At 43.2% G+C, this 23817-nt stretch carries 20 protein-coding genes; 7 read left to right on the forward strand and 13 right to left on the reverse strand.

Annotated features, from left to right (window positions below):
• Positions 1 to 107 precede the first annotated feature (107 nt).
• Positions 108 to 311, forward strand: a complete 204-nt coding sequence (locus tag V7K61_RS32465; RefSeq protein WP_335060053.1) for a hypothetical protein — start codon at positions 108 to 110, stop codon at positions 309 to 311.
• 425 nt (positions 312 to 736) lie between these two features.
• Positions 737 to 1591, forward strand: coding sequence for a cyanophycinase (locus V7K61_RS32470; protein WP_335060055.1), 855 nt, complete (start codon positions 737 to 739; stop codon positions 1589 to 1591).
• Between the two features lie 210 nt (positions 1592 to 1801).
• Here the strand turns inward: V7K61_RS32470 and V7K61_RS32475 are convergent, their stop codons facing one another.
• The 8 genes from V7K61_RS32475 to V7K61_RS32510 all read right to left on the reverse strand — a co-directional run bounded on the left by V7K61_RS32475 (position 1802) and on the right by V7K61_RS32510 (position 9525).
• A complete protein-coding gene (locus V7K61_RS32475; protein ID WP_335060057.1) occupies positions 1802 to 2719 on the reverse strand; it encodes a M23 family metallopeptidase in 918 nt (305 codons plus the stop codon).
• 339 nt (positions 2720 to 3058) lie between these two features.
• Positions 3059 to 4066, reverse strand: a complete 1008-nt coding sequence (locus V7K61_RS32480; protein ID WP_335060059.1) for a phycobilisome rod-core linker polypeptide — start codon at positions 4064 to 4066, stop codon at positions 3059 to 3061.
• Between the two features lie 481 nt (positions 4067 to 4547).
• Positions 4548 to 4886, reverse strand: a complete 339-nt coding sequence (locus V7K61_RS32485; RefSeq protein ID WP_289798821.1) for a CpeR family transcriptional regulator — start codon at positions 4884 to 4886, stop codon at positions 4548 to 4550.
• The gene (locus V7K61_RS32490; RefSeq protein ID WP_335060061.1) at positions 4880 to 5509 is read right to left on the reverse strand and encodes a chromophore lyase CpcT/CpeT; all 630 of its coding nucleotides are present in this window, start codon (positions 5507 to 5509) and stop codon (positions 4880 to 4882) included. Before V7K61_RS32490 ends, V7K61_RS32485 begins: the two co-directional genes overlap by 7 nt.
• 122 nt (positions 5510 to 5631) lie before the next feature.
• Positions 5632 to 6168, reverse strand: coding sequence for a phycobiliprotein lyase (locus tag V7K61_RS32495; RefSeq protein ID WP_335060063.1), 537 nt, complete (start codon positions 6166 to 6168; stop codon positions 5632 to 5634).
• Positions 6169 to 6425: 257 nt separating this feature from the next.
• The gene (locus tag V7K61_RS32500; RefSeq protein ID WP_335060065.1) at positions 6426 to 7184 is read right to left on the reverse strand and encodes a phycobilisome rod-core linker polypeptide; all 759 of its coding nucleotides are present in this window, start codon (positions 7182 to 7184) and stop codon (positions 6426 to 6428) included.
• 454 nt (positions 7185 to 7638) lie between these two features.
• Positions 7639 to 8502 (reverse strand): phycobilisome linker polypeptide, encoded by an 864-nt coding sequence (locus tag V7K61_RS32505; RefSeq protein ID WP_335060067.1) that lies wholly within the window; start codon positions 8500 to 8502, stop codon positions 7639 to 7641.
• 441 nt (positions 8503 to 8943) lie between these two features.
• Positions 8944 to 9525: a phycobilisome protein gene (locus V7K61_RS32510; protein WP_335060069.1), complete on the reverse strand. Its 582-nt coding sequence runs from the start codon at positions 9523 to 9525 to the stop codon at positions 8944 to 8946.
• A 153-nt stretch (positions 9526 to 9678) separates the two neighbouring features.
• Between V7K61_RS32510 and V7K61_RS32515 the strand changes: the two genes are divergently transcribed.
• Positions 9679 to 10341: a HEAT repeat domain-containing protein gene (locus tag V7K61_RS32515; protein WP_335060071.1), complete on the forward strand. Its 663-nt coding sequence runs from the start codon at positions 9679 to 9681 to the stop codon at positions 10339 to 10341.
• A 424-nt stretch (positions 10342 to 10765) separates the two neighbouring features.
• On the opposite strand, the gene V7K61_RS32520 is transcribed toward V7K61_RS32515, so the two are convergent.
• On the reverse strand, positions 10766 to 10984 hold the full coding sequence (locus V7K61_RS32520) for a hypothetical protein (protein ID WP_335060073.1): 219 nt from the start codon (positions 10982 to 10984) through the stop codon (positions 10766 to 10768).
• A 205-nt stretch (positions 10985 to 11189) separates the two neighbouring features.
• Entirely contained in the window at positions 11190 to 12014 is an 825-nt protein-coding gene (locus V7K61_RS32525) for a pentapeptide repeat-containing protein (RefSeq protein WP_335060075.1), read from the reverse strand.
• Positions 12015 to 12128: 114 nt separating this feature from the next.
• Between V7K61_RS32525 and V7K61_RS32530 the strand changes: the two genes are divergently transcribed.
• The 4 genes from V7K61_RS32530 to V7K61_RS32545 all read left to right on the forward strand — a co-directional run bounded on the left by V7K61_RS32530 (position 12129) and on the right by V7K61_RS32545 (position 15909).
• Positions 12129 to 12707 carry a phycobiliprotein lyase gene (locus V7K61_RS32530; protein ID WP_335060077.1) on the forward strand — a complete coding sequence of 193 codons (579 nt, stop codon included), beginning with the start codon at positions 12129 to 12131 and terminating at the stop codon, positions 12705 to 12707.
• Positions 12708 to 12941: 234 nt separating this feature from the next.
• Complete coding sequence (locus V7K61_RS32535) at positions 12942 to 13676, forward strand: 15,16-dihydrobiliverdin:ferredoxin oxidoreductase (protein WP_335060079.1); 735 nt, start codon at positions 12942 to 12944, stop codon at positions 13674 to 13676.
• Between the two features lie 75 nt (positions 13677 to 13751).
• Positions 13752 to 14498 (forward strand): phycoerythrobilin:ferredoxin oxidoreductase, encoded by a 747-nt coding sequence (locus V7K61_RS32540; protein ID WP_322732420.1) that lies wholly within the window; start codon positions 13752 to 13754, stop codon positions 14496 to 14498.
• A 163-nt stretch (positions 14499 to 14661) separates the two neighbouring features.
• On the forward strand, positions 14662 to 15909 hold the full coding sequence (locus tag V7K61_RS32545) for a M20 family metallopeptidase (protein WP_335060083.1): 1248 nt from the start codon (positions 14662 to 14664) through the stop codon (positions 15907 to 15909).
• A gap of 223 nt (positions 15910 to 16132) precedes the next feature.
• On the opposite strand, the gene V7K61_RS32550 is transcribed toward V7K61_RS32545, so the two are convergent.
• From V7K61_RS32550 to V7K61_RS32560, 3 genes are all read right to left on the reverse strand, one after another.
• On the reverse strand, positions 16133 to 17710 hold the full coding sequence (locus V7K61_RS32550; protein ID WP_335060084.1) for a sensor histidine kinase: 1578 nt from the start codon (positions 17708 to 17710) through the stop codon (positions 16133 to 16135).
• 222 nt (positions 17711 to 17932) lie between these two features.
• Entirely contained in the window at positions 17933 to 19645 is a 1713-nt protein-coding gene (locus tag V7K61_RS32555; RefSeq protein WP_335060086.1) for a sensor histidine kinase, read from the reverse strand.
• A gap of 160 nt (positions 19646 to 19805) precedes the next feature.
• On the reverse strand, positions 19806 to 23817 hold a 4012-nt coding region (locus V7K61_RS32560), incomplete at its 5' end, for a beta strand repeat-containing protein (RefSeq protein WP_335060088.1).

The following is a 23817-nucleotide window of genomic DNA, read 5'->3' on the forward strand; positions in this document are numbered from 1 at the left end:
CCTCATGAATAATCAAAGATATAACCTTTGAAAGGTGCAACACTCATCCAAAAATTGTAAAAATAGATGTGGGTTATTAAAAAGACAGTATAAAAAGACAGCAAAGTATGAATAGCACACAAGCTGCTCTAAGAGATGAAATTCGAGAACTAGCTGACGAAGCTTTTCACCAAAAGCTGATCTCTGGACATGGAGATGGGGCAGACATGAATGAGTATCAAATTGTCTACCAAGGCAAACCCAGGCATCTCCCACTCGAACAAGCACATTTTTTCTTAACTAACCTGCTTTACAGAAGTCGGGTTCATTAGGACTTGCCATCAGATATCTATTTGCATCTAGCTAGGGTCAATACCAATTACTTACATCGCCCGATAAATCTCCAATCGACAATTAGCAATATAGCCAAAAATGCCTCTAGAAAATACTTCTAGAGGCAGTTGACGTTGTAGATTTTATTTAGTGATTGGAAAATTAGATAATTTTTCAGAAAAGTATTGTGGTCTAATTGCGATGTCTAACGACAAGCCGCTTCTCTACGACGTTCCCTGCGGGACGCTTACGCGAACGCGCAGCGTGTCGCAGACAGACGCTCCGCCTAGCAAGATCCCCGTAGGGGTATGCGTCTAGGCAAATATTAACCCTACTTTATCAAGGAATCTATCAAAGGGATGATTTGATACATGGAATTGTCATGTTTTAGTGAAATTTATTAACTCAAATCCCAGGGGACATCATGGTGGAAAGTAATATTAAAAGGCAGTTAGTAATTATTGGGGGAGCCGAAGATAAAGAGGGAGATTCCGTAATTTTACGGGACTTTGTACGACGCGCTGGAGGTACGAAGGCGTACATTGTAATTTTGACAGCAGCCACAGAACTACCAAGAGAAGTGGGAGAAAATTACATCAGAGTGTTTGAGCGGCTGGGAGCCGAAACTGTTCGTATTATTGATACAGAAACCCGTGAAGATGCATCTTCATCTACCGCATTGGAAGCTATTAAGAAAGCAACTGGGGTCTTTTTTACAGGGGGAGACCAAGCTCGTATTACCAGCATCCTCAAGGATACCGACATCGATGCGGCAATTCACCAGCGCTTTTCTGAAGGTGTAGTGATAGCAGGCACAAGTGCCGGAGCTGCTGTGATGCCAGATAAAATGATTGTGGAAGGTGATTCGCAGACACATCCTCGGATTGAAACTGTTGAAATGGGCCCAGGTATGGGATTTTTACCAGGGGTAGTAATTGACCAGCATTTTTCTCAGCGTGGACGCTTGGGACGCTTAATTGCAGCTTTAATACTAGAACCTGCTGTCTTAGGATTTGGGATTGACGAAAATACCGCTATGGTAGTGACAGATAACCAAATTGAAGTGATTGGTGCAGGTGCGGTTACGATTGTTGATGAATCAGAAGCTACATATAACAATATGGGCGAAATTTTGAAGGATGAGTCTTTGGCGATTTGTGGAGCAAAGCTTCATATTTTGCCACATGGCTTCAAATTTGACCTGAAAACTCGTCAGCCTATCCTAAATAATGTCTCTGTGCCAAATGGCTCTCAACCACTTGCTTCAATTAACACTTAACTAGAATTCAGGAGTCAGGAGTCAGAATTCAGTTGGGTATTCTGTAAAACTGGCGGATAGTGCAGCGTAAAGCTTTCTCTTCTCCCAAAGGGAAACACGGCGTGTAGAGGGCATCTTGATTCTGAATTCTGAGTTCTGCATTCTTCTTCAACTAATCGCTGTAACACCCCTGCCTCAACCTTTGGTAGGCAGGGGATATCAAGAAGAATATCAAGGCGATTTCGTTAAACTATAAAAACTGTCAGAACGAATCTGACTGCCATTTCGCCAAACTTCCACTCTTTGTGGAGTGACTAAATAATAAAAACTACCATTATCTGCTCGATATCTGTCTTTACCAATATGCAAAGCTACTATCTTTATAGGCTTGCTTGGGGCTTGCTTCAGTTGCCCAATATAAAATAATTGACCATTTTCTTCACAGACTTTTACACGAGAGCTTGTAGTCTCACCTTCAATAAGACTAATTCCATTGCATTTAGTATCAGTGCTTACAGGTGCAAAATCTGTTGGAATTGGCTGCTGTGAGGGTGAAACTTGATTTGCTACTGGGGGTGGCGAGACTGGGCGGTTTGGGTTATCCACTTGCTGAACTTTAGAATCAGAGCCAACACTTGCAGTTACGGATGTCAACAAACGAAGGGGGTCAACTGCTATTAGACCATTTGGATGAACTTCAAAGTGCAGATGAGGTGCTGTACTATTGCCTGTAGATCCCATCTCGGCAATCATTTGACCTTGAATGACCTGTTGACCCTTGCTCACCAACAAACGGCGATTGTGGCCGTAAACAGTAATACTGCCGTCAAGATGTTTAATAGTTATGGCATTTCCTAATCCCCAATTATCCCAACCTGCTTTAACAACTGTACCGGATGCCGCAGCAACAATAGCAGTTCCATCTGCCCCTGCAATATCAATTCCTTCATGTTGATATTTGCGGAAGCCTTGAGAAATAAACCCTTGAGTCGGCCAGATTAAGTTAGAAGCAGGGATAGAAGTTTGCCCAATTGGGGAATCGCCTGCTAACTGTGTTAAGGCAGATGTAGCTGTGCTTAATACAGCGGTTAAGGATATTAACCCAACTAGTCCATAAGTACGGTATCGATAAACTATAGATTTTTTCATAAGTTGCAAGTCTATTAGAACAATAATTCAGACACTTTCTGATTATTTGTTGTTTCAAGCTTACTCGCAAAATATCAGGAAATCTTTAGTGAGTTTGTAGCTTTTTAGCTTGTTAGATTTTGAATTCACCAACGAGGTCTTGGTTTTATATCATGTCCGTTTAATTACTGATTAAATCTGAAGAACCCCACCCCCAACCCCTCCCCGCAAGCGGGGAGGGGAGACAAAGCGTAGCTTTGGCGGGGTGAGGTTCTTCGAGTTTAATAAGCAATCAAGCGGACATGATATGTATGAGTTAAACTTGGCTAACCCACCCGATAAAACTAAACATTAGAGAAATTAGCCATTAAAAACGCGACTGCGCCACTTATTCAACCGGGCTTCCCCAATTGTCGCAGACCGCCGGGAATCAGCAATTTGCTCTTGCAAAGCTGCAATCTGTTTTTCTTGGGTGTCAGCTTGCTGTTGCAAAGATGTATATTTACCTGTGCTAGTCGGCAAACTAGAAGACTGCCAACTACTACTAAATTTTGTTGTGCCGATGTTGGCAAATGGTTGTAAGTCTGCTAATTGTTGTTGCAAAGTTGCAATCTGGCTTTCTTGCTCTTGAATCTTTTGCCGCAAGCTTTGTTCGGCTGCTGTAGGAGCTGCAATAAAGGTATTAACTGGAGCAGCAGTTTCTGGCTTGGGCTTGAATATTTCAGCCAGCAATGCACTAATATCCGTGAGTTTCTGTCTACCGTAAGGAGCGTTGGTAATTAGCGATCGCACCAGTTGAGGTTCATTATTCGTTGCTAAGTTCTTATCACTGCTAGAGTTGCTCCGCAGCAATTGTAACATATTGGTAAATTCCAATATTTTTTTGCCCGTTTGAGTTTTATAACCTCGATAATATGGCACTATGTTCTCGCCAAAGGCATCTAGATACTCGTCGCTATCAAGATAAGAATCAATATCTGCCTCAAAACCCGACTCATCTAGAATGTTGCTGTGATGTTTAGTTTCGGAGTAATCATCGGGAGCGCGACCCAGCAGGTGCTTAAAGTTCAGTTCAATTGCCCGATAGCGGTAAACGTTATCAAAAAATCTGGAGCGATATAACTCTGATTTGGCAACTTGACGCACAAACTCACGCACATCGATTATGCCTTGCTTGAGTTGGGATTCTGGAACGATGAGCCGCTCACTTTCCATGATGTAAGCATTACCCAACACTTGCCGATAAACTGCCCTAATTACAATTTCAATGTCATCAGCTGAAGCAGTAGTCCACAGTTCGATGGGTTCTGTTTGGGGAAATGCTTGATATTGGCGTCGTCTGGTTTCTTCGTCTAAGAAGGTCTGCATAGTTGGGTTAGTGTGGGTGAGAGTGACTAATTTGTAAAGTAAAAATAAAATTTATGTAGGGAGCTAGTGCTTTGCTTTGGTTTCTAAAGTTATAGCAACTGGTGAACCAGCGCACTCAAGAGGATATTGTGTTAGATGCAGATTTCAAGATGATTTGTCACTAAAATACAAATCAAAGCATCTAACGCACCACTAGATAAAATGGTGGGTTAGGTTAAAGCCATAACACACCCTACTTAATATTTATTAATTACTAGTTATTGATATTAACTTATCAAGTTTTGGGGAATTTTTTAGTTACATTTTCTAACAAATTTAGACGGCTAACTGTTAATAACTAACAGCTAATCAGGATCGGAAATTAGCAATTAGACATTAACAATTAGCCGTCAACCCCCTTGGGGAGTATTTAAAATTCAAAACTTAATTTTGAATTGGAGTATAGATTTCTGTCAGAATAATTTCCGCAGGATAGTAACTCTCAAGCACGTTCATCAAATCTAGTGTAGAAACCACCGTATTTTATCCAGTATTGTTTCAAAGTATGATGAGGTGTATGTAAACTAGCTTTTGCCTGATATAAAATAACTTGGCGATGATCGCCCATCCAGATTTTATTAATGGGGTCAACGGATATTACTGTCCCTCCTAAAGAAGCAACGCATTCAGAAAATCTCTCAATCGTTGTGTATTCTAATGTCTCGAATATAAAAAAGTTACCAGAACAAATCAAATGGCGACTGCGAATCCAGCAGCGCATCTTTTTTTCAGCCAGTGGGGGCAACATTTTGGTTTTAACAGATTCAAGCTGAATCAACATAATGCGCTCACCGCACGTAATTCATCAGCAAAACTTTCCCGTTTTTCAAATTGTAATGGGCCAGCGGTAGATCCCCATATTTGCTTATGGGTTTCAATATCCATACCTTTATCTAGACTTATCCAAGTATGCTCGGTTATTTCTACTTCGCTGACAAGATATGTCTGACATCCATTGCGTTGAATCAGACATTGATTACCCGGTTCCACACTACCTCGAAACATTTCACCTTCTCGTTCAAAAACCATTGAACAGTGATAACGCCGTTCGATGCTTTCTGGGGTGATGGTTTTGAGGATATCTAATTCACGAGCTGCACCTGCATAAAGCATAGGATCTTTCAAGCTGTAATTTTCGATATAAATGCGATCGCCCAAATCGACTAGTCGATGTACTCCTTGACGATAGGGTGTCCATAAATCGTGGTCATAAGCTTGTTCTGAATAGAAACCGATACCAGAAAAAAATTCAATCGGTAAAGGACGAAAATAAATGTGAATGTGGGCGTAAAGTTGCGGATTTGCAAAAGATTGCTTGTAGTTGCTAAAATCTCCTGCCATCCAACAGGCTAAGGTGAGCAAATCGCTAGCGTTGGTGCTAGATTCGCTGGGCGCTATCGTCACGTCGCTTCGCTCCAAATTCAAAATTCAAAATTCACGGCATAAAATCCCCATACTTCGACAAGCTCAGTAACCATAAATAAATTTAGGAGCTTGTATTCTTTCTATGTTTTAACCTGATATTGCTAACTTTTTGCACTTGACAAAGAGCGAATCTCTGAAGAAAAGGAAGCTGTTGTCACGCCTTTACCATCACTGGTTTTAATCGTCGCTACCCGAAATCGGAGATTGGGGTTAGCAAACCAAATTCGCTCCTCAGCCGCAGCGAGTTCATACTCTGTTAGCAGGGTAAAAATACCATCGTCACTCAGATGATATTTAGCCACTGCTGGAATTGTTTCAGCGTATCCCTTATCCCGCAGGAGTTTGCCTCTAGAAGGATTTTCGACATCGGGAATTGGTACTAGTACAGTACTGCCAGAGATTGGTTTATCGTCCCAGTCTGACTCACCTTCCCAAGTCATCCGAAAGGGGTGAGTGATACTGGTGGGTTCAGTGTTATACAATTGACAGATTGCTACCACTGCTGGATCGGTGGTGGATAGAGACTCAATTTCAATGTTAGACAATACTTCTTCAAAGTGGGCGAATGCTAAATGATGAGCGCTACGCTGCGATCGCCATCGTCCAATTGAAAGTTCAAAAAAGTCAGTTATTTCCATTAGAAAAGTGATCTTAAAAAAGTAGCTTAAAATCCAAGAGATATCTTGGCAAAAAAGAAAGTTATTCTCCTACTCTATATTTTAGCCTCCTTGACTACAAGGGAGTGCTGAGTGCTGAGTTAGGAGTTAGGAGTTAGGAGTTAGGAGTTAAGAGTTAAGAGTTAAGAGTACAGACGCGATTAATCGCGTCTGTACAAGAGTTAGGAGTTTTCTTTTGTCCCCTTGTCCCCAGTCCCCAGTCCCTTACTTAGACAAATCTAAGCAACTTCAGTGATACTGATAATTTTGCCGCCTGTCCGATGAATGTTTTGCACTTGTCCAGATAGTTGGTTGTAGTTAACTACATATTCCAGGGTGCCCAGACGAGTACGGAGATTACCTGCACCTTTGACAGCTTTAATTAAGAAGCGTTTGTCGGTGCTGCTGACACTAGAACCAGCTGCGGGAGCCTTGATGGATGTGGGTAAATTAGCACCGATATCGCCGATTAGTTTGGCTTTGCGATCGCTATCACTGCTAGCGACTCCTCTGACTAAGCTAAAGGTGCGGTTAAAGGTAACATTTTTAATTCCTATTTGGGAGCTTGTGCTGCGCACATAAGGAACAATATTCTCGCCAAAATTCTGCTGATATTCGTTGCTATCGATATAGGAGTCGATCTCAGCATCATAGCCCTGTTCGTTGTAGATGCGGACGTGTTCGGAAATTTCTGCTTGATCGGCAGGAGGACGCCCTAGTAGATGTTTGAAGTTCAGTTCAATGAACCGATACTGGGAAGAAGAGTTGAAAAACAGGGATTGATAAAGTTCTGATTTGGCAACGGTGTTGACGAATTCGCGGATGCTGATTTTGCGATCGCGCAATTGCGATTCAGCAGTGGCTAGTCGCTCACTTTCCAACAAGTGAGCATTACCCAAAACCTGTTTGTAAACTGCCCGAATCAGTGTTTGTAATTCACTTTCGCTGGTGTTCGGACGCAGTTCAACGGTAGGTGAATCAATAACCCAAAGTGACATTGAATTATCTCCTGAAAACGCTAATTAAATTAAATTTCCGAGCATCCGACCCCTTTATAGAGGTAGAATTTCCCATCAGTTGTCAGTTATTTTTGCTACTGACTAGCTTTTGTAAAACTTTAGTTTGTGAAAGTGGGTTAAATATTTTCGTATTTGACAACTGACAGCAGCGATCGCTTTGGCTAACTTTTGCTCAATCGGGATTTACGCAAACAATAGCCGAAAATCATTCTTTTCAGGTAAGGACAATTTTATGTAGACGCATACTTCTAAGTGGAAGCTAGCTACGCGGAGTGCCTCGCTCATAAGCGGCTTTCCGCAGGGTATTGCCCTTGAACGCGTTTAGTTTTGCGTAAATCCCAGAATGATCAACACTGGGGATTGAAAGATTAGAGACTGATTACAGCGGAATTATTTCCCAATCCCTAATCTCTAAATCCCCGATTTCTATTCTTTAGTTGACAGGGGTAATACTGGCGATCGTACCGCCCTGCTTGTGAATCCGCTGATACTCTTGTGAAAGTTTATTGTATGGCACGAAAAAGACTTGGTTACTGCGGCGAAATTTGGAAATGTTATTTACCACATTTGCCTTGTAGCCAGTGACTTCAATCCGGTAAACCTTTCCATCATCACCAGATCCCACACCCTGACGAGTGCGAGGAGTAGATGTTGGGTTGCGGAATATAGCGCCCTTGCTGGCTGGTGAAATTACAGGAGTAGGCGTGCTTTGAATTAGCAAACTGTTTAATTTTGGTTGTTTGCCAGCTAAGTCACCTTTCAGGCTGCTGCTAGAGGAACCACGTACCAGTTGGAATAAGTGGGTAAACTGAACCAAACTCTGAATAGCTTCGGTTTTGTAGCCCCGAATATAAGGGACAATGTTTTCCCCAAAAGTTTCTTGGTATTCGTCGCTGTCTAGATAAGAATCAATCTCACCCTCAAAGCCCTTTGTATCTAGAATACTGCTGTGTGTACGCGTTTCTTCTAAATCCAATGGCGCACGACCAAAGAAATGTCTGAAATTTAATTCAATCGCCCGATAACGAGGGGCGCTATCAAAAAACCGCGAACGGTAAAGTTCCGACTTCCCGACTTGACGCACAAACCCGCGAACGCTAATTTCACCCCGTTTGAGTTGAGATTCAGCAACGGAAAGCCGTTCACTCTCCATTACATAAGCATTGCCTAGAACTTGCTTGTAGACACTTCTAATTACGGTTTCAACATCCTCATTAGAGCGATTTGGCCACAGATCAATGGGATCGGTGTCTTCAAACAGAGCGACCCCTAATCGTGATGCTGGTCCAAAAGCCATTCAAACTATCTCCCAGTTAACAACTAAATTTTATGAGAAGGATATTCAACAGATGTTAAAAAACTTTACATCATGGTGACAAAGGAGAGGACATAGAGATTTTAAATCCTTATTAGTCGTGATGATTTTAAGTTTTTGCATCATTTGTCCTTACATATTCTGATACGATGCCGAAACCATATTTATTAAAATTTGTTAAGTTAAATAATAGTTTCAAAAAATCTCATTTTTAGTATTTGATTTGCGATTGGGATGCAAGTGATGGTATGTTGTCATTCCCTTGAGCCAGAGTCTTAATCGTGCTGATTCACGCAAGTTTATCTCAATCAGTGGGCATGAATAAATTCAACTATATTACGCAATGTAAAATTAATTAAGATTGTTTTTTAGTAGGAGTTTCAGCCTTTACTAGCAACCTTTAATTATTCATGCCCACTTAACTTATCGAATTTGGAAAGTAGCCAGTTGGCTGATTAAATGGTCAAAATAGGGAGCTATAATTTGCTGCCGATCGCCTTGGCAGCGTTTCAAACTAGCAGCCTTGATGCTTTTTAAGCCTAAAACCATTGCATCCAATGGAACTTGTAACTCCTGATAGAGCAAGTTCATATAATGCAGTCCTGTGGGATTTGTATACTCGGTGTGGCCACCTGCTATGCCATAAGTAATACAGCGGAGAAAATGCCAAAAATCTCGCCAGCAAGCTTGGGCACGTTCAGGTGGATAAAGACCACCTCCAGGCTGGATAATTTCGGGATAAGTCGCCAAAACTTGTTCTCTAGATTCATCAACGATTTCGGCGGCGCGATCGCGTAACAATTGAGCAACAGGAATCAACTCAGAATTATCGGGTGACAAGGTTTTAATCTGCAATAAATCTTCATCGTTCAGGTAGCGAAAAGCATCATCCGCAGCTTGAAATATAGCGATCGCTGCTTGTGGATGGGACTGTTCCCACTCGGCAAAGCTGACAATTCTAGCTTTGGCGATTAATTCTTTAACGGTTTCGCTTAATTGAGTCACGTCGCTTTGCTCCAAATTCAAAATTCAAAATGAAAGAACTTCTGCTTACTTTTTCCCAATGTCCCATACCCGTGATTCAATCTTCTTAGAATGCGATCGCCATTTAGTGACATCTGTAAAATAAAGTAAAGAATAGCTGTACCAAATGCACTTATGGAAATCCATAAAATCCAAACTGAACTGAAGAACCCAGATTTTCACTATCGTCTAAAGGCGATCGCTGCTCTCGATAGTTATGAATCAGAAGTTGCAGTTCCTCTGCTCACCAGTAAACTTCGTGACTCAGAATTTTTGGTGCGTTCTTTTGTAGCCAGGGGTTTGGGTAATCAACAATCAGCGGAATCTTTTGCGGCTTTGATGCAAATTATGAAATTTGATGATACCCCCAACGTGCGGGCGGAGGCGGCAAATTCTTTATCGCTATTTGGCAGAGTCGCAGTTTCTCATCTAGTTTTGGCATATTATCAGGATGACCACTGGCTAGTTAGACGGAGCATTTTGGCTGCGATCGCTGAAATGGATTGCCCTGAAGAACTATTTGATATCTGCGTTCAGGGTTTAAAAGATGAAGATTTCACAGTTCAGGAATCCTCGGTTGATGCACTTGGCTTACTGGCTAATTCTAGCCAACGTGCTGCGGCATTATCCCAAATACTAACGTTGGTGAATGATGAATCTTGGCGGATGCGCGTGCGAGTTAGCTATGCTCTCAAACGATTTGATGAGCCGGAAGCCAAAGTAGCCCTGAACCAACTCAGACAGGATGAGGATCACCGAGTTGTCGGAGCTGCTTTAGAAGACCTGTTGCCACAATAGCCGCGTGGGTTTGTTCAGAATAATAAAAAGGAGTCAGGAGTCAGGAGTCAGAATTCAGAATAATCTACCCATAAATGGATGAAGTTTTAATAAGAAACAAATTTTAAACTTTTGTTTCGCCCATGAGGAGCTAGGTTTTAAAGCAATATTCATCTATAGGATTACTATTTGATTTTTGAACAACACGTAGGGTGTGTTATCGCGAAGCGTAACGCACCATTTTCAAGGGTTTGGTGCGTTAGACTAAAGTCATAACGCACCCTACAAATACTTAATTTTTTTCAGAAATCAAACCGGATTCCTATAGTAGTCGCACAGAATTTATGCTGAATTCTGACTTCTGAGTTCTGAATTCTTTTTTATAAAACTTATTAAATAAGTAGTAAATATTTTATTTTACCTTAAATTTGACCAAAATATCCGGTTACTCTGCCAAAATCTGGAAGAAAAGATCAACTTTTTCTAGATGAGGAGGCATTTGTGACTGATATACAAGCTGGTCAAATGACTTGGCGACTACCAGATTCCTCAGAATGTGCCTTACATTTGCGGCATAATGCTTCGGAACCTTGGCGATCGTATAAAGAATTTCCACAATATTTTCTACCAGATCCGCCCGGTTTTTCCGAAGGATACGCGACATTTTTAGCGCTTCTAAAAAAGAACTGGCAATCATTATGAAAAGTGCTGAGTTAAATCTGAGAGTTCAGCTATTATTAGCTGGATTAGTTATGTACGGACTGATTACCGTGATTTACTAATCAACGAATCGCACTGGTACTCCAAGTCAGTGTGGGTAGTTCACTTCCTACTCATAACTCAGCACTCGTTACTCAGCACTGTATTGGTCAAGCACTCAAACTTTCACGAGTTGTTGTGCGGGTATAGGCGTTCCAAACGTCGAGTTCTGAATATGGACGGCTGGAAAGCATGGCTTTAGTTGCTTCTGTAAGTCCTTGAGCAAGAGTAAAATCTGCCCCAGCGATACTTAGAAGATGCTCCATCTCTGCATCACTGAGATCGGTTGCTCGCAGGTCTGTATCCCGCAAATCGGCTCCAGTCAATCGAGCATTTCGTAAGCAAGCCCCTGTCAAATAAGCTTTTGTCAGATCGGCACCACTCAAAGAAGCACCTTGCAAATTAGCTCCTGTCAAGTCAGCGCCACTCAGGTAGGCTCCACGCAGATTAGCACCTTGTAAATCTGCATTTCGTAAAGAAGCTGTATTCAGAAAAGCACCATTGAGATTAGCACCCGGCCCCACCGCTCCCGAAGCTTTGTAGTTATATTCTTCGGGCCATTTCGTTTGTGAATCATAACGCGCTACTTGGAGTTTGGCTCCCTCCAAATTTGCGCCACTCAGATTTGCTTGTTGGAGATTGGCACGGTTTAAATAGGCTCCCTGCAAATTAGCCCCACTCAAATCGGCTCCTTGCAGATTAGCGCCTCGCAAATCTGCCCCACTCAAATCGACATTACTTAATACCACCTCACTGAGATCGGCTCCTAATAGCTTGGCTTTACTCAAGTTAGCTTGTCGGAAATCGACTTCCTTTAGATTGAATTGGTACAACTCTACTGAATCCACAGGGATTCCTTTTTTGAGGGCTGTTAAGATTTCTGGAGTTGGACTGGGGCGAACGCTTGTAATAAGTTGAATTTCACTATTTGTCATTAGCTGATTAAAATATCACTTTTGGAGTTATTCTACACTTTAGCTAAATCGGGACTTCATCTCATCACTAGTATTAATAACGCCAAAATTTGATAAAACGAGGTTTCAAAACAGATGCATATAATACCGCCTTTGACAATGATCGACTTCTTCCGTAAAAGTGAGGGTACATGGTTTACGGAACGTGCCGTTCATCATTTTGACTCGGCGGCGGATGAGTCGGGTGAGTCAAATTTGATTATAAAAGTCATGGGAAATAACGATCCGAAAGTCCAGGAAGTTTGTAAAGCCCAAGGGATAGATCCTAGTAAAGCAACAGGCGGTGCTAGCTTTGCATGGCAAGCTAACCTAGATACCAGGCTACCGAATAGCGATAATGCTGCGATTTTGGTTGATGTTCCCGACGAAACGAGGCGTTCTGGAAAACTGATTCGCAACCAAGGCTATGTTGAGAGCATTCCAGTTGTGAGCCGATATCGGTTTGCTGATGATGGAGTGCTGACGATTGATACTGACTATGACAACAATCAAGGTCAGGAACGTTGTTGGTTTGTTACGGATGATTTTCGTGTCAGAGTCAGTACAGTACGAATGATGAACGGAATCAACTTGATGACTTATTGTTCCGAGCGTCGCTGTGTTTCCCAAGAAGTCTTGGAGCAAATGATCGGTCGCAATCATGCTAGGCGTTAGTGGGGAGAAGGGGAGCAGGGGAGCAGGGGAGCAGGGGAGCAGAGGAGCAGGGGAGAAGTTGCAGTAAATTTTTCCCCTCTGCACCTTTGCATCTCTGCCCCTCTGCACCTCTGCCCCTCTGCCCCTCCACCTCTTCCCTATGCCCCATTAAGGAATGTTGCTTTGTTTCTCATAAATGAGACGTGCACGATCGCCATAACTTATTTTCATGCAAGGGTTAATAAATCATGCTCTATGTATAAGCCTTTCCTGGAATTTTTAGAAAAAGAGCTATTTCAGCGGTTTGATTTACAAAGTAGGGTCATTCCCCCTGGTTTGGAATTCAAAGTTAGCGATCGCGGCAGAAACCCAGCAACTATTCGCAGTTGGTGTTACCAATCTCAAGAGTTGCGGAAAATTCGCTATACCTACATTGATGCTGGGGAAAGCGCTCAAATTTTTAACAGCGTGATTTATCCCAGTCATCACTACGATTTACCTCTGTTAGGAATTGACTTTTTATCCTTTGGGAAAGTCAAAAACCTGATTGTGCTTGATTTCCAGCCTTTATTTCAGGATGAAGATTATCAAAAAAAATATATATTTCCGCTAAAATCTCTCCACGATCAATACCCGGATTTGGCGCAAAACTTAGAAATGAAGTTTTACGATGCCAACCAGTATTTTTCTAAATATCTATTGTTTGCCAAAACCGACCCGGAAACTGTGGCAACGCTAGTCTTTGAAGCTTTTCAGGATTATTTAAACTTGTATTGGCAAATGTTAGCAGATGCCAAACCGCTCCAAGACCCTGAAGATATCCAGCGGATTGTCAAAGCCCAAAAAGACTATGACCAGTATAGTGCAGACCGCGATCCCGCATCTGGTTTGTTTAGCAGTTACTTTGGTCATGAATGGGCAGAGCGCTTTCTCCATGAATTCTTATTTGAAGATGCTGTTCCCCTAGCAGTTGGTGTCGGCAAAAGATGAAGGCAGGAGGCAGAAGTTCTTTAATTATTAATTTTGAATTTTAAATTTTGAATTTTGAATTCGGAGCAAAGCGACGTGACACTCTATCAGCCATTTCTCGATTATGCGATCGCCTATATGCGATCGCGTTTGGATTTACAGCCTTATCCTATCCCGACTGGGTTTGAGTCCAAAAGTGCTGTTGTGGGCAAGGGAAAAAATCAGGAAGAGGTTGTCACCACCAGTTATGCCTTTCAAACTTCAAAATTGCGGCAAATTCGGGCAGCTCACGTACAGGGCGGCAATTCGCTGCAAGTGCTGAATTTTGTGATTTTTCCGCGCCTCAACTACGATTTACCATTTTTTGGGGCAGATTTGGTGACACTGCCAGGAGGACATCTAATTGCTTTGGATATGCAGCCCCTATTTCGCGACGATCTAGCATATCAAGCAAAATATACTGAACCAATTCTGCCCATTTTCCACGCCCATCAACAACATCTGTCTTGGGGAGGAGATTTTCCAGAAGAAGCACAGCCTTTTTTCTCTCCCGCTTTTCTGTGGACTCGCCCTCAAGAAACGGCTGTAGTAGAAACTCAGGTGTTTGCTGCTTTCAAAGACTATTTGAAAGCTTATCTCGATTTTGTGGAACAGGCAGAACCCATAACAGATTCCCAAAATTTAGTAGCCATTGAACAAGCCCAACTGCGATACCTGCGATATCGGGCTGAAAAAGACCCAGCACGAGGGATGTTTAAACGCTTCTATGGTGCGGAATGGACTGAAGAGTATATCCACGGATTTTTATTTGATCTAGAGAGAAAATTAACAGCCATCAACTAGAGGCTCTTTAAACACACATTCAGTGCTGAGTACCTCGTTAATGAAGACTCATCCAAGTAACGTTAAACTGGGAAAATAATCTAAGTTATACCAATTCAAAAAAATTTTGCGACATGATGTTTCAAATTGGTATTAGCTGTAATCAACCTAGTTTGTCTTTATAATGGTTTCCACCTTTCCCAATCCCGCTTCTGTTGATCTATCTCGCATCCGACTTTCGATTCGCTCATTGCAACCGCAATTAGTAGAGTGGCGGCGGCGATTGCATCAACAACCAGAGTTGGGTTTTCAAGAAAAACTGACTGCTGAGTTTGTATCACAAAAGCTGCAAGAATGGGGAATTGAGCATCAAACTGGCATTGCTCACACTGGCATTGTTGCCACCATCAAAGGTGATAAACTCAGCACTCCCCACTCAGCACTCAGCACTGACAAAGTTTTAGCGATTCGCGCGGATATGGATGCTTTGCCAATCCAAGAACTCAACGAAGTGCCGTACAAATCGCAGCATGATGGAGTGATGCACGCTTGTGGACATGATGGACATACATCGATCGCTTTAGGTACAGCTTATTATCTCCAGCAGCATCGCCAAGACTTCTCCGGTGTTGTAAAAATTATCTTTCAGCCAGCGGAAGAATCACCAGGAGGCGCAAAGCCGATGATTGAAGCTGGAGTTTTGAGAAACCCAAATGTTGATGCGATTATTGGTTTGCACTTGTGGAATAATTTGCCTTTAGGAACAGTGGGTGTGCGTGCTGGCGCATTGATGGCAGCTGTAGAGTGCTTTAACTGCACAATTTTGGGTAAAGGTGGACACGGCGCACTACCCCATCAAACTATTGACTCCGTTGTTGTTGCTGCCCAAATCGTCAATGCTTTGCAAACTATTGTCGCTCGGAATGTTAATCCTATTGATTCAGCAGTAGTGACAGTAGGAGAACTTCACGCTGGAACTAAACGTAATGTAATTGCTGATACAGCGAGAATGAGTGCTACTGTCAGGTATTTTAATCCTAGTTTGAAAGGCTTTTTTAACCAGCGTGTCGAGCAGATTATTGCTGGAATTTGTCAGAGTCATGGTGCAAATTATGACTTAGAATATTGGTCACTTTATCCACCAGTAATTAATGATATTAAAATAGCAGAACTAGTGCGAACTGTAGCAGAAGAAGTGGTAGAAACTCCTGTGGGTATTGTGCCAGAATGCCAAACTATGGCTGCTGAAGATATGTCCTTTTTCTTAGAAGAAGTTCCTGGTTGTTATTTCTTTCTTGGTTCTGCTAATCCCGCAAAAGACCTAGCATATCCCCATCATCATCCTCGGTTTGATTTTGACGAAACTGCCTTGGCAATGGGTGTGGAAATATTTGTTAGATGCGTGGAAAAGTACTTTGTTTCATGTCATTAGTCATTTGTCCGTTGTAGTCACAAATGTAAGAATTCAGGAGTCAGAACTCAGGATTCAGAATAGTTAAAGAATCAGCAGAGCATTTGATGAATAAATATACCAATCATTCTAGATTCCTGATAAATTCTGACTCCTGAATTCTTACTCACAAATGACAAAGGACAAATGACCAAGGACGACCATAACAAAAATGTTCACAATCTCATTTAGGATTGCTATATCTCTAATTTGTGACTGCCGGTTTCTGTTTATTGCTAACTTCTAAAGGCAGAAAAATCGTTAAAACTTCGCCATAGTGTGGACGCTGGCGCACAATTAGTTTGCCACCGATCGCCTGAAACAAATGCTTGGTTGCAGCGATATTCAAACTAATCGTACCTGTTTCTGGTTGAAACATCAGCAGTTGACCTAGAGCTTTGCGAATTGGTGGCGTTGCAGGTGTAGCGGCTTTATTTGAATCTTTGCACCGGAATTGTGGCGATAACTGTAACTTCAGTTGATCTCCAGCTGGGATAACTTGTACTTGAATATGGCTGCCAGCGGGTAAGCTGCGAGTAAAATTTTCTATCAAACCAGTGAGAACCTGATCCAGCATGGTAGGATTGCTTACCACTGTCGGTAGTTGCTGGGGTAAAACAACATTTAAAGTTAAGTTCCGCCGATGCGCTGCTTGTTCCCACCGGGGAATACTTTGCTGCAACACTTGATCTAAAGACATCGGCGTGAGTTGAGTTTTTGACGATTTTGCTGAGGCAGTAGTTTCTAGTTCTGCGGCTTTAAACAGCAATTCCATGCGGTCAATTTGTTCGGTACACTCGTGATCGATGATTTTTAAGCGATTGATCGCGCTAGCATCTAAGTCTCGCCGTTTCAACAGCAGACGAGTCATGGTGCGAATAGTTGTTAAAGGTGTACGAACTTCGTGAGCGAAGGCTTGGAGCAATTCTACATCAGGATTTGGGGAAGGTGAGGCCCCCTCTGGGGATAAGGGGTAATGGACATTGGGCATCCCTTCGGTTTTGCTCAGGGCAAGTGCGCATTGAGCATTGGGGAAAACTCTTCTCCCCTGCTCCTCTACTCCTCTGCTCCTCTGCTCTCCTGCTTCTTCCCCAGTCCCTAATAAAGATTCTCTAGTCTCTTCTGGTTCTGTTAATTCTTGAAGCAACAACTGGCTAAAGTGAATCATCATGCGGTAGTCTGGTGCTACCGGAGAATACTGTTCTACTAATGCGTCCAAGCGGGCGAAAAATTCTGGATTAGCCAGCATTACTCGTGCCCCTAGCGATCGCCAAGCCTGCTGCACTATCTCTGGCTCAAAAGAAAATGAAAAGGTTTTTTTACCGTTTTTGTGGGTTGCTAAAACTAGCACTAATCTAAATTTATCTGTAAAAACTAAGCAAAACTGTTCTGCACCCAGAGGATCGGCCGCTAGTAAAGGAAGTACCGAATCATCGGCAGCAATGTCTTCATTTACAGATGCGTTGGCGTAGTCTGCCGCAGGTATCCCACCTGGCATCTGAAATGGCATCAGCGCCAAAGGGTTAAATGGTTTTGCTGTAAAAGTTACTGTTTGTAAACTTTGAGTCAATTTTGGTTGACTAAATAAGGGTGCTGGTGCGGTTAAAACTAATCCTTGGGTTGTGTTAACTGAAGGGTCTGCTAAAGTATTTAATAGCAAATGTTCTGTCGCTGCGAGGCTGATACGCCACTGCTGCTCTGCTTTAGCAGGTGAACATTCTGCCACACTTGATTGATTTTGGGCCAAGATTTCGCTCAGGCTTGGCAATATCCATTGGTACACAGGCTTTCACCCCTTAATTCAAGAGCGACTAACAGCGTCTAGGTTAGACATTTCACTACTATCTAAGAGGTTATAGCTATTTGTATACTGGTGACAGTGGTAGAACCGAACAATTCAGGGGCAATTCCCCTCTAGCTGCGATGTCTACGACGGTCACTGAGCGCAGCCGAAGTGCGGGCTACGCCTACGCACTTAGGGGCTGAAAAACATTGGCACTGACTTTTATCGATAGGCATTGCGATCGCCGACTGATAATTGTGCTGGTTTCCCTACTCGAATTGGGATTGTAATTACAAACTCTGCACCTTGTCCCAGTGATGAAATACATTGCAAAGATCCACCATGCTTTTCAGTAATTATCTGGTAACTTATTGATAGACCCATGCCAGTCCCCTTCCCAACTGCTTTCGTGGTGAAAAAAGGGTCAAATAAACGCGACTGGATTTCTTGGGGAATTCCTACTCCATTATCAGCAATCCGAATAATTACATTTTCATTTACCTGTTCAGAAGAAATGCGAATCAAGGGATTTGAACAAAGTTCTTTTTGGAAACAATCTTCTAAGGCATCGATTGCATTTGCTAAGAGGTTCATAAATACCTGATTCAGTTGCCCTGCAAAACACTGAATTTGAGGTATTTCACCGTATTCTTTAACCACTTTAATTTCAGGGCGATTATTTTGTAATTTCAGACGGTGTTGCAAAATTAACAGAGTACTGTCGATTCCTTCATGGAGATCAGCCGTTTTAAACTCAGCTTCATCCAAACGAGAGAAAATTCGGAGACTGAGAACAATTTCCCGAATGCGTTTAGCCCCCATCTTCATTGAGGTTAACATCTTAGGCAAATCTTCTGTTAGGTACTCAATATCTGCTTCTGCGTTAGCATTTTTTATTTCTGGCTCTGGGTTAGGATAATAATTTTGATATAGCTTAATTAACAGCAGCAACTTTTGAGTGTAATCATCAGTGTGTTGCAGGTTGCCGTAGATAAAATTAACTGGATTGTTGATTTCATGGGCAACTCCTGCCACTAGTTGACCCAGACTCGACATTTTTTCCGATTGAATTAATTGCATTTGGGTTTTTTTCAGGTCTTTCAGAACTTGCTGAAGTTCTGCTTCTGCCTGTAGGCGTTCGCTAATTTCGTCTCGTAATTGTTCGTTTGTATTGACCAACTCATCTCTAGAATATTGGAGATCGTCTGCCATTTTGTTGAACGAGGTAGCTAACTCGCCAATCTCATCGTGAGAGCGAATATTAACTCTGGTATCCAGCTTACCTTCAGCCAGATTGATCACAGCTTGCTGGAGTTTTTTAATCGGTTTTGAGATAGTTCTGGAGAGCAGATAACCTACTAATAATGCAAAGATACCACATCCCAAACTGATGACAGACGTGACAACAATATTTTTATGGGCTATTGCTAGGGCTGCTTTATAAAGTGGTGTATACTCCAAAATTACTGCACCCATTGTTTCACCGTTGCTAGCTTTAAAAGCAACAGCAATCAATTGAATTCCATTTGGGTACTCTGGACTGGTCTCAATATAGGTTCTTGGTACACCATCGTGAATAGTTTTACCAACTTCATTATTGCGATCGTGATCTAATCGCGTACCGATATCTTCCGTAACTACATCTGCCAGAATGATTTTATTACGGTCTACAATCTCCAGATCGCGTTGACGTTGCTTGTGTAGCGATTGAACGTGCTCCTGTAAATGAGCTAACATTTTATCTTGCGATCGCATTTTGTGCTTTTCAAGATCGTGACTGACGAAATATCCCAGTAGTCCAGCAACTTCTTCGGCTTCTTGTTGAGCAAGATACTTAGCTATATTCAATTGTTGATTAGCACTAATCGCACCAATAATTCCTGAGAGAGTAGCCATTCCTAGAGTACCCAAAATTAATTTTTGACTAATTTTCATTCCTAGCTCAAAACCTCAAGTGTTGACTACTGTGCTAATTCAGTTTTCGGGAGTTTGCCCTTTTCCTAAAATTCCCACTTATCAGCCTGAAAGCTACAGAATCAACAGCCATTAGCCAAATCTTTAATCTGGTTTTTTTTGTAACTCCGTTTTGGGCAAACTATACTTGCAACACAAAATCTGATGTCGTGAGAGTTGGCGCACCAGTTAAAGTTGCAAATAAACCACCACTACCAAAACCAGCCGCGCTACCATTTTGGTTGTAGAATAACTGCCCAATCACGGGATCGTAGACAATTTTTGCCGTGCTAGTCCCCGCTAAATTAGTGATTTGAAAATCATTGAGATTACTAAAATCTGTTCCCGCAGCAGAAGCGATTGCACCAAAGGTAGTCTTATCCAGTACAATCTTGTCACCTTCAGAACTGTTGAAATCAGCGATCGCATCAACACCAACAACAGTGGTAGTAAACTCAACATTGCTGTTGTAAACGAAAAAGTCAGCACCTACACCACCGATGAGAACATCATTGCCTCTGCCACCCACCAGAGTATCATCGCCTTTTCCACCCCGCAAGAGGTCATTACCACTATTACCATTAATGATGTCGTTACCACCTTGACCATTAATTAGATCGTTAGAGTTATCAAAACCCGCAACGTTATTGTTAAGGTCATTGAGGAAGGTAACAGTGTTCTTGTTAAAAAGATTAGTTTGAGTGGAGTTGGCATTGAAGACATCAAAACTGTCAGTTACATTGGTCTGTCCATCAAACAGGATATTACCAATTGCTGGTCGTGAACCATTTGCTGGTAAGTTATCCAGGTTTTCTAATTGGAAGTTTTGCAGGGTAACTTTCGTAGAAGCCACATCTAAAAAGGTGAGTTCTAAATTATTACCATTTTGAGTAAGTTGCAATTTATCGGCAGTTAAACCACTACCGATAAATTGCAACGTATCCAGTTGGCTAATCGCTGTTGCTGATGGATTTGAGCCAATACCAGTTCCAGCAAAATCGGTGATAGTGTCATCACCATCGCCAAGGCGGAAGACAAAAGTATCATTGCCCTTGCCACCGGAGATGGTATCATTAGCTGCCACAGGTGCATCATTGACGGGTTTGATATAGAGATTGAAAGTACTAGTAATGGTACCGCCATTGCGATCGCTGACAGTGAAAGTGAAACTGTCACTGCCGTTGAAGTTGGCATCGGGGGTGTAGATAAAGAAGTCGTCGCCGGGATTGCCTGGAGTGTTGTTGTCGTTAAGTGTCAGTGTGCCATTAGTGGGGCTAGTGAAATCACCAATAGTTAAAGTATCCCTATCTGCATCTGTATATCTACGCAGAAGATTGCTAGCAAAGATGTTAACGGCAATATCTTCGTTAGTGGTAGCGGCAGTCTGAAAGCCAAACACTACATAACTCTCCCCTGCATTAAGCTTACCGTTGGGGTCGGCACCTGATGCCCCGATAATCAGGTCATCGAAGCCGTCGCTGTTGATATCCCCCGCACCACTGCTGACAGAACTGCCTAAGGAGTCAAGCTCATCAATGCCGTTAATCACAAAGCCATTGCTGCCATTGAGGGACGAGAGGTTGAGGCTAGCTCCAAAGCCACTATTGGTGCCAAAAACCACGTAGTTTGACCTTGCATAACTCTGACCGTTGGGGTCGACACCTGATGCCCCAATCAGGTCATCTAAGCCATCGCCGTTGATATCCCCTGCACTGCTGACAGAAATGCCTGAAATGCCTTTAATTACAAAGCCATTGCTGCCATTCAGAGACGAGAGGTTGAAGCTAGCTCCAAAGCCACTATTGCTGCCAAACACCACGTAACCGGCAGCTGATCCCCCGATAATCAGGTCATCGAAGCCGTCACCGTTGACGTCCCCCGCATTGCTGACAGAATTGCCTGAGAAGTCATCCACATCAATGCCCTTAATCGCAAAGCCGTTGCTGCCATTGAGGGACGAGAGGTTGAAGCTAGCTCCAAAGCCACTATTGCTGCCAAACACTACGTAGCTTGACCCTGCCCTACTTTGACCGTTGGGGGAGGCACTCCTTGCCCCAATAATCAGGTCATCGAAGCCGTCGTCGTTGATGTCCCCCGCACTGCTGACAGAAACGCCTGACTCATCACTCGAATCAATGCCGTTAATCACAAAGCCGTTGCTGCCATTGAGGGAGGAGAGGTTGAAACTAGCTCCAAAGCCACTATTGCTGCCAAACACCACGTAGCTTGACCCTACATTAAGCTTACCGTTGGGGGAGGCACGATATGCCCCGATAATCAGGTCATCTAAGCCGTCGCCATTAATGTCCCCCGCACTGCTGACAGAACTGCCTGACTCATCACCCACATCAATGCCGTTAATCACAAAGCCGTTGCTGCCATCCAGTGACGAGAGGTTGAAGCTAGCTCCAAAGCCACTATTGCTGCCAAAGACCACGTAGCTTGACCCTGCCCTATCCTGACCGTTGGGGTCAACACCTGATGCCCCAATAATCAGGTCATCGAAGCCGTCGTCGTTGATGTCCCCCGCACTGCTGACAGAAACGCCTAATAAGTCACCCGAATCAATGCCGTCGATCGCGAAGCCGTTGCTGCCATTGAGGGACGAGAGGTTGAAACTAGCTCCAAAGCCACTGTTGCTGCCAAACACCACGTAGCTTGACCCTGCATAACGCTTACCGTTGGGGGAGGGAAAAAGTGCCCCGATAATCAGGTCATCGAAGCCGTCGCCGTTGATGTCTCCCGCACTGCTGACAGAATTGCCTGAGAAGTCACCCGAATCAATGCCGTTAATTACAAAGCCGTTGCTGCCATCTAGGGACGAGAGGTTAAAATTAGTAACCTGAGCTACATCATTGACTCCGTTAATAGTCAAGTTAACGCTAGCTGTGTTAGTCAAGCTGCTATTATTATTGTTGGTGGTGTATGTAAAGCTGTCAGTGCCGCTTTCACCAACACCCAAAACCTCAAATGAAGCATTCGGGTCGTAGGTCAAGCTGCCATTAGCATTAAGGGTAACTAAGGCACCAGAACTTAAAGTAATAGGAGTGCCAACAATAACTGCCCTACCATCGATAGTCGATACTGTTAGGGAGTTGCTGTCGTTAGCTAAAACCTTTATGTTAAGGGCAGTGTCTTGGTCGGTAGTAGCCGTGTCATTAACAGGGACAGGAGGTTTATTAATAGGTGTAGGAGATGCAAAACCAAAAACTATGTAGCTCTCCCCTGCATTACGCTTACCGTTGGGGTCGGCACTTGATACCCCGATAATCAGGTCATCGAAGCCGTCGCCGTTGACATCCCCTGCACTGCTGACAGAACTACCTGAGAAGTCACGCTCATCAATGCCTTTAATTACAAAACCCTCGCTGCCATCCAGAGATGAAAGGTTGAAACCATCACCGAAACCACTACTGCGACCAAAGACAACGTAGCTCTCCCCTGCATAACTCTGACCGTTGGGGTCGGCACGATTTGCCCCGATAATCAGATCATCGAAGCCATCGCCATTAATGTCCCCCGCACTGCTGACAGAACTGCCTGAACTGTCATCCGCATCAATGCCGTTAATTACAAAACCGTTGCTGCCATCCAGTGACGAGAGGTTGAAGTTAGCTCCAGAGGCACTGCTGTTGCCAAACACCACGTAGCTTGACCCTGCCCTAAACTGACCGTTGGGGGAGGCATTAGGTGCCCCGATAATCAAGTCATCGAAGCCGTCGCCGTTGATATCCCCCGCACTGCTGACAGAACGGCCTGAACTGTTATATGCATCAATACCGTTAATCACAAAGCCGTTGCTGCCATTGAGAGACGAGAGGTTAAGGCTAGCTCCAAAGCCACTATTGCTGCCAAACACCACGTAGCTTGACCCTGCACTACGCTGACCGTTGGGGGAGGCATATCTTGCCCCAACAATCAAGTCATCGAAGCCGTCGCCGTTGAAGTCACCCGCACCGCTAACGGAGTAACCTGAACTGTCATCTGCATCAAAGCCGTTAATCACAAAGCCGTTGCTGCCACTGAGGGAGGAAAGATTGAAGCTAGCTCCAAAGCCATTATTGCTGCCAAAGACCACGTAGCTTGACCCTGCACTATTCTCACCGTTGGGGTCGGCACTTGATGCCCCAATAATCAGGTCATCGAAGCCGTCG

Source organism: Nostoc sp. (assembly GCF_036918015.1).
GTDB lineage: Bacteria > Cyanobacteriota > Cyanobacteriia > Cyanobacteriales > Nostocaceae > Nostoc.

What these genes read in the sequence shown, in the direction of transcription:
- V7K61_RS32465 (WP_335060053.1), top strand. Translation starts at nt 108, where the DNA reads ATGAATAGCACACAAGCTGCTCTAAGAGATGAAATTCGAGAACTAGCT.
- V7K61_RS32470 (WP_335060055.1), top strand. Translation starts at nt 737, where the DNA reads ATGGTGGAAAGTAATATTAAAAGGCAGTTAGTAATTATTGGGGGAGCC.
- V7K61_RS32475 (WP_335060057.1), bottom strand. Translation starts at nt 2,719, where the DNA reads ATGAAAAAATCTATAGTTTATCGATACCGTACTTATGGACTAGTTGGG.
- V7K61_RS32480 (WP_335060059.1), bottom strand. Translation starts at nt 4,066, where the DNA reads ATGCAGACCTTCTTAGACGAAGAAACCAGACGACGCCAATATCAAGCA.
- V7K61_RS32485 (WP_289798821.1), bottom strand. Translation starts at nt 4,886, where the DNA reads ATGTTGATTCAGCTTGAATCTGTTAAAACCAAAATGTTGCCCCCACTG.
- V7K61_RS32495 (WP_335060063.1), bottom strand. Translation starts at nt 6,168, where the DNA reads ATGGAAATAACTGACTTTTTTGAACTTTCAATTGGACGATGGCGATCG.
- V7K61_RS32500 (WP_335060065.1), bottom strand. Translation starts at nt 7,184, where the DNA reads ATGTCACTTTGGGTTATTGATTCACCTACCGTTGAACTGCGTCCGAAC.
- V7K61_RS32505 (WP_335060067.1), bottom strand. Translation starts at nt 8,502, where the DNA reads ATGGCTTTTGGACCAGCATCACGATTAGGGGTCGCTCTGTTTGAAGAC.
- V7K61_RS32515 (WP_335060071.1), top strand. Translation starts at nt 9,679, where the DNA reads ATGGAAATCCATAAAATCCAAACTGAACTGAAGAACCCAGATTTTCAC.
- V7K61_RS32520 (WP_335060073.1), bottom strand. Translation starts at nt 10,984, where the DNA reads ATGTCGCGTATCCTTCGGAAAAACCGGGCGGATCTGGTAGAAAATATT.
- V7K61_RS32525 (WP_335060075.1), bottom strand. Translation starts at nt 12,014, where the DNA reads ATGACAAATAGTGAAATTCAACTTATTACAAGCGTTCGCCCCAGTCCA.
- V7K61_RS32530 (WP_335060077.1), top strand. Translation starts at nt 12,129, where the DNA reads ATGCATATAATACCGCCTTTGACAATGATCGACTTCTTCCGTAAAAGT.
- V7K61_RS32535 (WP_335060079.1), top strand. Translation starts at nt 12,942, where the DNA reads ATGTATAAGCCTTTCCTGGAATTTTTAGAAAAAGAGCTATTTCAGCGG.
- V7K61_RS32545 (WP_335060083.1), top strand. Translation starts at nt 14,662, where the DNA reads ATGGTTTCCACCTTTCCCAATCCCGCTTCTGTTGATCTATCTCGCATC.
- V7K61_RS32555 (WP_335060086.1), bottom strand. Translation starts at nt 19,645, where the DNA reads ATGAAAATTAGTCAAAAATTAATTTTGGGTACTCTAGGAATGGCTACT.